This window comes from Paenibacillus flagellatus, from assembly GCF_003217775.1.
GTDB lineage: Bacteria > Bacillota > Bacilli > Paenibacillales > NBRC-103111 > Paenibacillus_AB > Paenibacillus_AB flagellatus.
Map to the genome: position 1 here is coordinate 1 of NZ_QJVJ01000029.1, position 11,453 is coordinate 11,453.

Below are 11,453 nucleotides of genomic sequence, written 5' to 3' on the forward strand. Positions count from 1 at the left end.
GGGGGAGTTATCCCCATGTGGATATTGGTTTCAAAATTTCGCTGGTCCCACTCCCACTTATTCACAGTTGTTGATCCGCTCCTGGATGATCGCCACCGCATTCTTATGCGCTTTCGAAATTCAGGATGAAGTATTATTACGTTATTTAGGCGTATTGGACAAACGATATAAACACGCTGTCAATAATATTAAAAATCCATTCATCTGGCTAAGGGAAGGCGTGCAGTTTTTTGTTCAGTTACCCATTTCGGTTTTATATTGGAGTGGATTGATTAGGTATGCGACATACAACTTCTTGACAAGGAACTTTCTCGTTAAATTGCTTAATCTCTTAATTATAATAATTGGTCTTGTAAGCTCGGTCGTTACAATAGTAACTGGTTATAACCCATTCATGGATATTTTTATAAAATGGTTGAAAGAATAAAAAGAGACCCGACGTCACTTAGATTTACGTCGGGTTTCACTGCTCTTTGAGGTGAACAGTGTGATTGGGTTAAAATTATTTTATCGAAGACTGGCTAATTATTGCAAGTTTTCTTAATGTTATAGTATTGTTCTTCTTTGATTAAGTTTTGATATGTGTTGTCTAAAGTCTATAGTGCTTTGTCCTGTTCTTTTTTCTCGTCGATTTTCCAATGAGGGTCATTTGTAAACCCATTTGCTGTGACATATTCAATGACCTTTTTATATAATTCATACTCGTCGTTATACTGCGATTTGCACGTAGATATTTCCCCGGTTATGCATTTTAGTACATCCAAAAAGGAACGTACATTTTCGTTATCATTCTCATTGAAATATTTCCACGCTTCATATGGCTTGTGTTTACTGCCGCTTGTCTTCTCCAAATATTGCCCTTCAAAATTCGGAACCGAGACAAAGGATTTTATCCTCAAACCGTTTTTAATGCCAGCTTTGCATTCGTCTATTATTGAAGTATTAACTGACCACATTCCATTACGAACATATTGTTCTTTCCGCTTAATATTCGGTGAATCGGAATCATGAATAACATAATAGTTAACTTTGAAGTGATTCAATATTTTACATACCGTTACAATATTGGCTTTTCCAAAACAGTTGATTACATGGAAATCCTCATTTAAGTGAATTGCTCCTTTTTGAACTAAAGCGTTAATAACGGAATGCTCGGTTTCACCTTCGACAAGCAATATGTTACTTGAAAAGAAAAATTCATTAAAATGAGGATTGCAGAAATTTAACATTTTAAGATTTTCTCTATCGTCATCTGAAAACCCAGCACTATCGGTGGAAAACGTTCTTACGGTGTGTTCATTAACGTCCTTTTCTAAGCGAATTATTGTCGTGTGGTCTTTGGTTAAGTTAACGAATGTTGGAGAGTGCGTGCTTGTTATTATTTGCCAGTTATTTTGTTCTGCGATTGTGTACAATGATTCACATGCACTTTTAATTGCACTGGGATGAAGGAAAGCTTCTGGTTCTTCGATTAAGAGAACCTTTGGTGTTCCGACCTCGATGGTCTTCTTTTTATTGATTTGATGTCGGCCAGTATCGGCAAGCATTTTGATAGCAGCCCATAAGAAAGCTCTTTGTAATCCTGTTCCATGGTTAGAGAGTGGTGAATTTTCAGTTTGGTTTCCAACTCTAATGGTTCCACCGCTTGAAATTAACTTTTCAGGTTCAAATTTCCCGGTATTGGGTTCTATACGAATTAAATCGTTATCGGGAAATACTCTTTTTAGTTCGTCTGCCACCAAGTCACATGACTTGTTTATTTCTTCTTCAATTTCCTTATGTACTGTTTCAGCTAGTGTGGAAATCTGCTTTAATAGTCCTTCAATTTTCCCTGAATCTTTTTCAATATTATTTTTAACGGCCTCGGTAAGTATTTCGACAATCTTCGATTGCAGGGTTAAAGGGTCGTCAAGTGGGGATATTTTTATAGGTGTAGGTATTCGGCTTGCAAGTATTGAGTCTATACCTCCCATGCCGCCTTTCTCGAACTGAGCTGTTTCAGGGTTGTACGAATATTTCTCGCCTTTAGCGTCGGGTGTGTGCCATTTATACTGTGCTTTAACACAATCCTTGTACCCAAGTTCATCGTCATTATGAACCCATTTGGAAGCAAATTCGCCATTTACCCCAGAAAAAATCCCAGTAATGATAATCGGATTATCGCTTGACTCCTTATGGAAATCTTTCTTCTGCATAGCGCTGCCTTGCGAGGCAAAAGCTTCATACGCAGATAGTATTGTTGATTTGCCAACATTATTTCGTCCCATGAGTACAACAATATTATCGATTTTAATTCTAACTGGGTTGCTTCCAATTCCTCTGAAGTTTTCAATAACTAGTTCAGCTAATTTCACAAATACACCCCCGTTTTTTAACTTATAACATCAATTCGACATAAAACGAGAGTTTCCTCCAAAAATATCCAACGAATCGTCTGATGGTGCAATATGCATTTAGTGATAAAAAATCAATCCATTTTCTCAAGTGTATAAAAGTCCATTACCCGCCAGACGGTCGAAATACGTCCCACTTCGTCAAAAACGCCAAGACCGCGTAAACCCTTGCCACGCCTGACTTTTCACGACATTCTAGTGTTGTTTCACTAGATGAAACCGGACGCTATAAACGAAATAGAAAAGCCGCCAAAACCGTTTTAGGCTTGGCGACTTTTTGCTTTAGCGCGTATTAACGTGGACTTACTTATCCCCGTCATAGCTTCAACTTGCGTATAAGAATGGCGTTCCAGTAACGACAAGGCATGTTCAATTTGCTTGCGTGTGAACTTCTTAGGACGCCCTTCCCGGAAGTCAGGCGATTGTTTGGCGATTTCCTTACCTTCCTGCGTCCGTTCCACGATAAGGTCGCGTTCAAACTGCGCGAATCCCGACATTATCGTAAATATCAATCGTCCAGTTGGCGTATTCTCAACAAGTCCCATGTTCAATACGTGTACCTTGACGCCCTTCTCAAACAGTTCCTTAATCGTTGACAGCGCGTCGATTGCGGAGCGGGCGAAACGGTCGAGTTTTGTTACGACCAATGTATCGCCTTCCTTCAACGTCGATAGCAACATTTCAAACTCCGGGCGTTCTTTAGTCGTCCCGGTAAACTTTTCGTGGAATATCTTCTCGCAGCCCTCTGCCTTTAACGCTTCAATCTGCGCCGTTAAATCCTGCCCCTTCGTCGATACCCTTGCGTAACCGTATTTCGTTGGTTTATTCATATGTACTCGCCCCTTTACTTTTGAGTATAAGTTATGAATACGCCTTATGCCTTGATTTTATTGGGACGATAAAACGGTGTCAATACTCTAAAGTTATGATTACGTTGAGTGTCCAGCGTCACAATTAACGCTTACTAAACGACATATTGAAGCGGGAACGGCGCCACCACTTCGCCGTTTCTACGCATTGCATAAGGCAACCTCCCGCGGAAAGGCGTCGGCATATTGTCGGCGTCTTTTCGTTTTTGGGTGTCCCCAACTTTGGCGAGCCACTTGACGTTAGACGTAGAGGGGTCTTGTGTCAATTAAACTTACAGCAACCCAACAAACGGCAAGGGGGTACCACCGCCCCCGTACCTCCCTTTTACAGTCGAAATCACCTATACAATGTACGCGCAATCTTTCGTTGAAAGGGTCTCAACAATATAACGCCTTTAATAACGCAGAGGGTGTCGCTATATGGACACCCTTACTTTCCGACAAAGGAATCGAAATAGTCTGGCGAATTATCATACTCTATACAACGACAGAATTTTTCGAAGTTGGATTTCAATGACCGCCAACGCTTGATATACCACGCTTGACGCAATTTGCGCACATTGTTGTGTTACGGTAAGACACCGGAACGACGGGGGAACGCAAACCTTTCGGGCGCAGCTCTCCGGTAAACCTATGTGATGTTTGCCTTTGGGGGTCAATGAGAATGTTGCGTTGTAAAGGAGCTAAGGAATCCTTAGTACCTGCCGTTGCTTCGGTAATGCTTATACAGAAACTTAACGAACGCAATATTGCGTTGGTCTCAACGAGCTTCTATTTTCGTCTATAAGGCGCCTTTCTCTCGCTCCGGCATCTTTACTCTCCCCGAATGTTAAACGCCCAAAATAACCCATTTTTTGAGCGTTATATACGTTTTCCAACGACGGATGTTGCGTAGCAACAAGGGGGATGGCAGGGGGAGCCGGGGCGTTGTTGTAATCGCAAAAGGGGTTGTAATAAACGCATACCCTTGCGTCACAAACGAAGTCATATCAACGACATAATGATACGAACGTTTCCCCTACGTTCCCGGCGTAATCCCCGACGCCTTGCCGACCGACATTACCCCAGCGATATTGTTGCCGCTATCCCCCTGTATTCAGGCGCCTATGGTTTTACCTTGGCGTCTATTTCCCTTTGGTTCAAACGGTCTAGGTTTAACCTAGCTCGTTATGTACTTGGCGGACGACAATATACATCAATTGAACCTCCGTTTATGCTGATTACACATGCGTTTGAAATCGTTTCGCTAGGTACTCATTAAATGAGCATCCTTCTCGTCGTCTTCCAACGGCGTTACCGCATTGACGACGTATAAACGAAGGGGGTATGGATTACATACACCCTTATTCCCATCCAAGCGTTCCAACTCGACGATTTCCTTCGCAAGTGGTTATCGCGCTTGTTTCGAAATTAGCGTTGATTTCCTCTTTTTGACTATGTAAAGCCCTTCGGACAATACCTTGGGTAATTTTCAGCGAAATATGACGTTAGTATTGTCCGTGGCATTTGACACAAAGAAGAACCAAATATAACAAGAACCATTCTTTTATTTTTACTTCGTAAATATAGCGTTGGTAATACCGCCCCTATCGCCTTCGGCGAAGGGTCGGGGCTGCGGCGTCTTCGACGCCTTGCCGCAGTATGTATAACCTTATTCTTCTATGTCGTTGTAAAAATCAACGAAGTAACAATAAGGATTGCCAAGGTTGCGTCGGAGCCGTCAGGCGACGACACGACCCCGTAGCGAAGCGTAGGGGGCGTTATATTCCCCACGTTTTAATAAGCGCTAAAGGGGGCGCCCTATCCCCCTACCGGTCGTTAAATTATACGCAATACATCTTGTATATATATAAGCAATTAACCGGGGGAAATCGCGAAAATCCGCGCCCCGCAAGGGATTCGGCACGCTTTAGTCAACTAAAAACCCTCGCCACAGCGCGGATATACCCTCGTCAGCGCGAGGGTATTGGAATCTGTTGGTAAAGCGATGTTGAACGTCGGAACTTATAATAATTTTTATACGGTACTTGTAAACGTCTCCTTTAGCTTAACTGTATAGGTGACGACGCTAAAACGCCCTTTAATCGGGGCGTTAATCTTTTTTAATCGCAAACACAAAACTTTTTTCAGTAAGGGGGGACACAGAATGGTTGAAGAATACAAAGTCTTCCGGTTCATTCGCCAGTATCGCAAGATAACATTGCATGAAGTCGCGAAAGCCTTGGGAGTTGCTTTCTCAACTGTTTCCATGATTGAACGAGGGATTATGGTTTTAACGAAAGAGAACCGCGCAAAGCTCTTGGGATTTTATGGCATTGACAACGAACGGCTTCAATCCCTTCGCGTCATCGTACACCACATTGAACTTTACTTGAATGGCGAAGGGACAGCGTAAGGGGGCGGTTGGGGTGTCAATAATACGGGGATACAGCGGGCGCCTTATAGACGCTGAAACCGGGGAAATCATCGAAGCCGTTGCGCTTGGGGAAACGCGGGAAATCGTTAATAACGGCAACGAAGACGTTACAGTAATCGTCAATGTAAAACCGAACGAAGTCTTAAAGCCACGCCAAAAGAAGAAACCGCCAGCTAAAGGGGGCGAATCGTTCGTTATGGTCTTTTACGAGCAGCTCAACGCCATAAGGGGCAAGTTGACCGAAGCCGAAAGTGCGTTCCTATTTCATATCCAAGGCTTGATTGATTACGAAGACGGAACCGTAAAGGTCGAGGAAAACGGACGGAGCGTCTTTATGAACTTGAAACGCGCAAGCCAGCTAATGAACTGGGGCGAAACCAAAACGCGGGAAGTCGTTCAGGGTCTTGTCAGGAAGCGCGTTATCGCGTTATTCAAGACCGGGCGCGAAGCTTACATTATCGTTAGTCCTCTCTATTTCTTCCGTGGCTCCATAGCGAAACGAAACGCTGTAATTGAGAAATTCAAGGAACTATTCAATCAGGCCGAGCGCGATGACCGCGCCGCTAACTAAGGGGGTCTTCATTATGGGAATCATTAGCGAATTAAGGCAGAAGGTAAAAAACGTAATGGAACAGTACGTTGAAACTAAGGAACGCTTTAACGATGAAATTGAGAGGATTGAAAATGAAATCACCAAGCATAGCGAAGCAATCAAGGAAGCTCGTAACGTTCTCGAACTAAAGGTTATGGAACTTGAAGATACGACCGAGGAAGAACGACAAATCGAAGAAGATGCGGGTGCTATTAAACGTTTGACCGAGCGCCTGGAACTGGTTAAGCGGGGCAAGCGGCAAGCCTTGGCGTCAATCGTCCCTTCCGTTAAATCGTATCTTCATACTAAACGAGAAGCAGTTAAAGACGAAATCGAAGCGCAAAGAGACGTTATTAACCGTAAGCGGGCGGAATTGTTGAAGGAAATAAAAACCCTTTATGCTATCGACGCAAAGGCTAAAAAGCTATTCGCGGAGCTATATGCTATCGTTGAAGAAAATGGCGAACGAGTTCCTTATGGGAATGGTTCGTTTGTTGAAGGTCGTATTCGAGTTAGTGATGATTGGACGTATTCTGGTAAAGACAGTTTTGCAGCCGAATCGCTTACGGTTCCGTATTGGATGGTACATGACGCGAAAGAGGGAATCATTCCGCAACCACTCCGCAAATATTTTGAATAATCGGGGCGCCCATTGGCGTCCCTTCTTCGTTTAGGGAGGTTCGACAATGGCTTACCAGGACGTTACTGCCGAAATTATTGACAGCATCGAAGGCGACGCCAACGACCAAGTTTTCTTAACAATTCGCGATTTCGTTAAAGTGATGATTGAAGGCGGTCAAGGTCGTCGAAAGCAACGACGGAAACCTACCCAACTGCATCCCAAACGCGTCAAAGCCATAAATGACGCTAACGATTTGCATGCCGTTGAAGACTACGACGCCTTTTATTTTCAATGGGAAGCAAGCAAATATAAACGAGCTGCCGAAGCGTCGAGTTTTGACGACGAGAATGAGGAAGAAAAAAAGCGCAAACAAACGATTTTCACCGCGCTAGACGTTGCCAAAATGAATCCGGTACGAAAATCGTCCAAACGAGAATACTTTGGAGAAAAAATCAAACGAAAGTAAGGGGGCTGGATGATATGGGGAAGTCTCTTGAAGATATTAGGAACGATATTGCTCAACGGGATACAAAAGCCCAGCATATTATCGACCTACTTAAAGCGGGATACGCCAAAACATCTGGTCAGGTCGTAAACGAAGTCGAGGAACGATGGAAAATACAACAAGCAGATATACGCCGACGCATTGACGCAGGGGAACGCGTTTCCGCTACTGAATTACTCATGGATGGTTATTTCAAAGTAGACGAAGCGGGAAAAGCGAAAGAATCAAGGGGGGAATAAACAAATGAAACATATTTTATCCGTCGCTAGTCGTGTTAACGGTTCGGCTAACGTAAAGCTTATCAACCACGTTGAAACGAATAGTGGTTCAAGTGGGATTGACTTCAAAGGCAAAGCCGTCATTTCGAACATTACAGCGGGTGAAACCGTATCGCTCATCGTTGACGGTAGAGAAGTATTGAGCGCAAACACCGACGGTACTTATACGTTCCAATTCCTTACTTCGCCGCGCGGGTTCCAAGAAATGGTCAATATTGACGTTTCGGTTACAAACGAGGGCGTTTGCGACATGGAACTTTCCTTAAACGCTTAACATACAAGGGTGTCGGGGTCTCCCCGGCTCCTTTTTTCGTATTAGGGGGCGGTTGTATGACAGACCAAGAGCGTTGGAGCGAAGTCAACCAGCTTTTAAGTGAAATCAGCGTTGCCCTTTATGGATTCGATATTTACATGGCTATGAATTACGCGGAAAGAACCGCTTTCGCATCGTCAGAGGAAGCAGCTAAAATACGGGCAATCCACCAAGAAAAATGGCGCAGGGAAGCCGCAGTAAGACGGGTAAAAATGACGTCCGAAGAACGTGAACGTCATGACAAGGAAATGCGTTTACTAAACCTTGAACTGGAAAAGGTAAATCGCGAAATCGAAGCGTTTGATAGGCGCTATAAGAACCGGAGCGAACGTGTTCGGGAAAGTAAACACGCATCGTCAAAAGCAACACGTCAGGGGGTGATAAAAGATGAATGAAGATGTGAGAAAGAACGACCAAACAGAAACCGAAGAAATCGACCCTCGCCCATACATGAAGGGTCTTACTGTAACGGAAATCAGGGCGGTCGAGCTGCTTGCGCGAAAATCACCGCAACAGTCTTACCGTGAAATCGCTAATACGCTGGGGATTTCCGAAAGACACCTGCGAAGAATCCGCGACAGGCGACAAGTTGAACTTGCAGTACGGGAACGAGCGCTAGAAATCCAGTCGGAAGATTTACCCGACGTTCTCAGCGCACTTGCGAAGAAGGCCAAGCGCGGCGACCTTAAAGCGATTGAGATGTATCTTGTTATGCAGGGTATCAACGTCAATAAGTCAGAAGTTGTCCAGAAGGTTCACAAAGTTTCCGAACCGCTTGAAAAGCTGTCTGACGCTGAACTTGACGCCGAACTGGAAGCGTTGAAGAAGGAAGTTATGGGCGGCAACGTCGTGAAGTTCCACAATCGCAGAAAGAATGAAAACTAACCCGCCGATGATTGGCGGGTCGTCTTTATTTTTGAGCAAAATAACAAGGCCTTATTACGTGTGGACGAGCTCTCTCGCCAACTCCCTCTTAATAAACCCTATTAAGTAACTTAGTGTATGGAAACCCTTGTTAATCTTGCTTTGTGCTATTTTTAGTCCATGGATTAAGTCTGCTTCAGCGAAGCGCTCTTGCAGTATCATTAAATTTATAATGTTATCGCGTTGTTGCTTTCTGAACCTTAATGTTTCCGATTCTTTAATGTGTATATTACATAATGCTAAATCAATAGCCTCTTTTAAGTGCTTACTTAGTTCCAGCTTTGGAGGAGTACTTATAATCCTAATGCCTGGGGTATCGGGGGATAGTCCTCGAATGTTTCTAATGCTTGTACCGAAGAAGATTACATTTTCAAATGTAGCACCATGAAAAGAAGCCCTTTCAAGCTTTGTATGATAAAAAAGGGTGTCCTTAAATGCCGCACCGTGAAAACGACTTCCAGTTAATTTTGCATGTTTGAACTCACTTCCAACAAACGTAGCTCCATTGAATCCACAATATTTCATGCTCGCTTTGTTAAAGTTAACGAAAGAAAAGTTCGAACGAGTAAATCTGGAATGTATAGAATCGCTTTTATTGAAGTCTTTATATAGAAAATTCCTATCGGTTCTTTCTTCACCTTTATAGCTAAAGAACTTATTTCGGCGAGGTTCTTCAACTTTTTTAGATTGCTTTCGTTTAGTCAATTTCCGTCTCGCCTTATTCATAAATACCCCCTAAACGCAAAAAACAACCGTAGGCGGTTGTTGTGTCCTGTTGCATTTGACCCCGCACAATTGAGAGGCAGTCAAAAAGGCGATAACCTTTACAACAACTAGGCTAAGGAAACCTACTACAGTGGCTATTTCACCAATAGCTGTCACCATAGGAACCACCCCTTTCATGTGCTCCACGACTTTTAGCCCCCAGTCCGTCCGTAGACCGTCCCTTGGTACCCAATCTCTCAACTGGGCGGGGCAGGGCGAGAAAATAGTACCACATATTTCAATTTTAAACAAGATTTTATCATCATTTTAACTCACACGTCCTAAAATTGGCTCAAGATTTCCTGAAGTTTACATCCAGTGATTAGACTATATATAATCTAGTTATGAACTAGAATTGAATGGGGCGACAGTCTTGTTATCAAATATTGAAGTAATGAAGGTTGTTAATGGGTACATTGGCGTAGATGGTGGTTATCTTGTCGGCTTTTCATATAGAAGCCATGAAGAATTTTATCCGATGTACTGTGGTCTTGATATTGACCCAAATCAGTATGAGGGAACCACGCGACAGAAATTTATGAAAATCCTTTCGTCGGTTGACGCTCCAACTCAAGCGAAAATTTTGCGTGGCGTATTAGCGTATTGTCCTGTTGATAACGAGTACCATGCCGAACGGCGCCTGAAGCATAAACCGGAAATCGAAGAAATGATTCGACGCCTTGAAGGCGAATCGTTTCCCGTTGTCGAGAACCCGGAACTAACGATAACGTCTGAGTTCGTTGAAAGGGCGATTGCCGACGCCAAGGCTTTGATTGAAAATACTGGTGCGACTAGCGCGGTCGATAGGGTTCATACGTTGTTTCATGGGTATTTGAAAGAGCTTTGTCGCAAGAATAATATTTCATTTAACGACGATGCCAACGTTACCGCGCTTTTCAGCCTACTTAGGAATAATCACCCGGCATTCCAAAATAGCGGTAGCAATTCGCCGAACGTCGATAGAATGATTCGTTCGCTTGGAGCGATAGTCGATGTCTTTAATCCGATTAGGAACCGGGAAAGTATGTCTCACCCTAACGAGGTTCTGTTGGACGAACCAGAAGCGATTCTATTTATCAATATTGCACGGTCGGTTTTACAGTACATAAACTCGAAAGTAAGATAGGAGAAGATAACATTGACTGTTCGGGAGTTAAAATTAGTTTTCGGGTTCATAATATTCTTTCTATGCTCAATCATAATCGGCCTTATTACATGGAAATTCAAGGATTCGACTGACGTTATAAATCAAATATCATTGGTTTCAAGTATATCATCGATACTCTTAGCGATAATCGCAATAGTTTACGCTTTTTACCAAACATTTTTCTCGTCGAAGCAGACGGAGAACCTGCAGCGAACACTTGAAAACATGAGTGAAAAAGTAATTCAGCTTCAACACGTAAAGGATGACCTTTCGTTTGCTGTAAGGAATTTCGAGGAAATCCAAAGCTATCTACAACAGATTCATGAGACTAACACGAATAATCGAACCGACATTGTGAGTGTTTTGGACTACCTGAAAGGGAAAGACGTACAAATACCGGAAGAAGTCGAGAAGGATATTTTAGACAGTACCGAGGAAATGGCAGCAATATTACCTTGGTTTGGAATGAGGTCTTATGGGATACTAAGTTATTTGAAAAATAATTATCCTGAATTTCGAAAGCGCATAAGAATGCGGTGGCGATCATCCAGGAGCGGATCAACAACTGTGAATAAGTGGGAGTGGGACCAGCGAAATTTTGAAACCAATATCCACATGGGGATAACTCC

The 11,453-nt window shown here is 43.1% G+C and carries 13 protein-coding genes and 1 pseudogene; 11 read left to right on the forward strand and 3 right to left on the reverse strand.

The genetic code is table 11. From position 1 onward, the window contains the following. Positions 1–427, forward strand: a pseudogene (locus DLM86_RS32590) (hypothetical protein); the annotation flags it as partial. A gap of 169 nt (positions 428–596) precedes the next feature. On the opposite strand, the gene DLM86_RS31460 reads toward DLM86_RS32590, so the two are convergent. Continuing rightward, entirely contained in the window at positions 597–2,354 is a 1,758-nt protein-coding gene (locus DLM86_RS31460) for an ATP-dependent nuclease (protein ID WP_110844182.1), read from the reverse strand. A 299-nt stretch (positions 2,355–2,653) separates the two neighbouring features. Beyond that, complete coding sequence (locus DLM86_RS31465) at positions 2,654–3,223, reverse strand: recombinase family protein (RefSeq protein ID WP_110844184.1); 570 nt, start codon at positions 3,221–3,223, stop codon at positions 2,654–2,656. Positions 3,224–5,408: 2,185 nt separating this feature from the next. On the opposite strand from DLM86_RS31465, the gene DLM86_RS31470 reads away from it, so the two are divergent. From DLM86_RS31470 to DLM86_RS31505, 8 genes are read left to right on the forward strand one after another with little or no spacing between them, the layout of a single operon-like run. Continuing rightward, positions 5,409–5,657 carry a helix-turn-helix domain-containing protein gene (locus DLM86_RS31470; protein ID WP_110844186.1) on the forward strand — a complete coding sequence of 83 codons (249 nt, stop codon included), beginning with the start codon at positions 5,409–5,411 and terminating at the stop codon, positions 5,655–5,657. 13 nt (positions 5,658–5,670) lie between these two features. Beyond that, on the forward strand, positions 5,671–6,249 hold the full coding sequence (locus tag DLM86_RS31475; protein ID WP_110844188.1) for a hypothetical protein: 579 nt from the start codon (positions 5,671–5,673) through the stop codon (positions 6,247–6,249). A 13-nt stretch (positions 6,250–6,262) separates the two neighbouring features. Beyond that, a complete protein-coding gene (locus tag DLM86_RS31480; protein WP_146250341.1) occupies positions 6,263–6,910 on the forward strand; it encodes a coiled-coil domain-containing protein in 648 nt (215 codons plus the stop codon). Between the two features lie 46 nt (positions 6,911–6,956). After that, positions 6,957–7,358: a hypothetical protein gene (locus DLM86_RS31485; protein ID WP_110844192.1), complete on the forward strand. Its 402-nt coding sequence runs from the start codon at positions 6,957–6,959 to the stop codon at positions 7,356–7,358. Positions 7,359–7,372: 14 nt separating this feature from the next. Continuing rightward, positions 7,373–7,636: a hypothetical protein gene (locus tag DLM86_RS31490; RefSeq protein WP_110844194.1), complete on the forward strand. Its 264-nt coding sequence runs from the start codon at positions 7,373–7,375 to the stop codon at positions 7,634–7,636. 4 nt (positions 7,637–7,640) lie between these two features. After that, complete coding sequence (locus tag DLM86_RS31495; RefSeq protein WP_110844196.1) at positions 7,641–7,949, forward strand: hypothetical protein; 309 nt, start codon at positions 7,641–7,643, stop codon at positions 7,947–7,949. A gap of 56 nt (positions 7,950–8,005) precedes the next feature. Continuing rightward, the gene (locus DLM86_RS31500) at positions 8,006–8,383 is read left to right on the forward strand and encodes a hypothetical protein (protein WP_110844198.1); all 378 of its coding nucleotides are present in this window, start codon (positions 8,006–8,008) and stop codon (positions 8,381–8,383) included. Then, on the forward strand, positions 8,376–8,873 hold the full coding sequence (locus DLM86_RS31505; protein WP_110844200.1) for a phBC6A51 family helix-turn-helix protein: 498 nt from the start codon (positions 8,376–8,378) through the stop codon (positions 8,871–8,873). Before DLM86_RS31500 ends, DLM86_RS31505 begins: the two co-directional genes overlap by 8 nt. A gap of 54 nt (positions 8,874–8,927) precedes the next feature. Here DLM86_RS31505 and DLM86_RS31510 read toward each other — a convergent pair whose 3' ends face one another. Then, complete coding sequence (locus DLM86_RS31510; protein WP_110844203.1) at positions 8,928–9,638, reverse strand: pentapeptide repeat-containing protein; 711 nt, start codon at positions 9,636–9,638, stop codon at positions 8,928–8,930. Positions 9,639–10,050: 412 nt separating this feature from the next. On the opposite strand from DLM86_RS31510, the gene DLM86_RS31515 reads away from it, so the two are divergent. Both DLM86_RS31515 and DLM86_RS32595 read left to right on the forward strand, forming a co-directional pair. Continuing rightward, the gene (locus DLM86_RS31515; RefSeq protein WP_110844205.1) at positions 10,051–10,803 is read left to right on the forward strand and encodes an abortive infection family protein; all 753 of its coding nucleotides are present in this window, start codon (positions 10,051–10,053) and stop codon (positions 10,801–10,803) included. 12 nt (positions 10,804–10,815) lie between these two features. Then, positions 10,816–11,453, forward strand: a 638-nt coding sequence (locus DLM86_RS32595) for a hypothetical protein (RefSeq protein WP_211326616.1), incomplete at its 3' end; no start/stop codon positions are given.

What these genes read in the sequence shown, in the direction of transcription:
- DLM86_RS31465 (WP_110844184.1), bottom strand. Translation starts at nt 3,223, where the DNA reads ATGAATAAACCAACGAAATACGGTTACGCAAGGGTATCGACGAAGGGG.
- DLM86_RS31490 (WP_110844194.1), top strand. Translation starts at nt 7,373, where the DNA reads ATGGGGAAGTCTCTTGAAGATATTAGGAACGATATTGCTCAACGGGAT.
- DLM86_RS31480 (WP_146250341.1), top strand. Translation starts at nt 6,263, where the DNA reads ATGGGAATCATTAGCGAATTAAGGCAGAAGGTAAAAAACGTAATGGAA.
- DLM86_RS31485 (WP_110844192.1), top strand. Translation starts at nt 6,957, where the DNA reads ATGGCTTACCAGGACGTTACTGCCGAAATTATTGACAGCATCGAAGGC.
- DLM86_RS31500 (WP_110844198.1), top strand. Translation starts at nt 8,006, where the DNA reads ATGACAGACCAAGAGCGTTGGAGCGAAGTCAACCAGCTTTTAAGTGAA.
- DLM86_RS31495 (WP_110844196.1), top strand. Translation starts at nt 7,641, where the DNA reads ATGAAACATATTTTATCCGTCGCTAGTCGTGTTAACGGTTCGGCTAAC.
- DLM86_RS31510 (WP_110844203.1), bottom strand. Translation starts at nt 9,638, where the DNA reads ATGAATAAGGCGAGACGGAAATTGACTAAACGAAAGCAATCTAAAAAA.
- DLM86_RS31505 (WP_110844200.1), top strand. Translation starts at nt 8,376, where the DNA reads ATGAATGAAGATGTGAGAAAGAACGACCAAACAGAAACCGAAGAAATC.
- DLM86_RS31470 (WP_110844186.1), top strand. Translation starts at nt 5,409, where the DNA reads ATGGTTGAAGAATACAAAGTCTTCCGGTTCATTCGCCAGTATCGCAAG.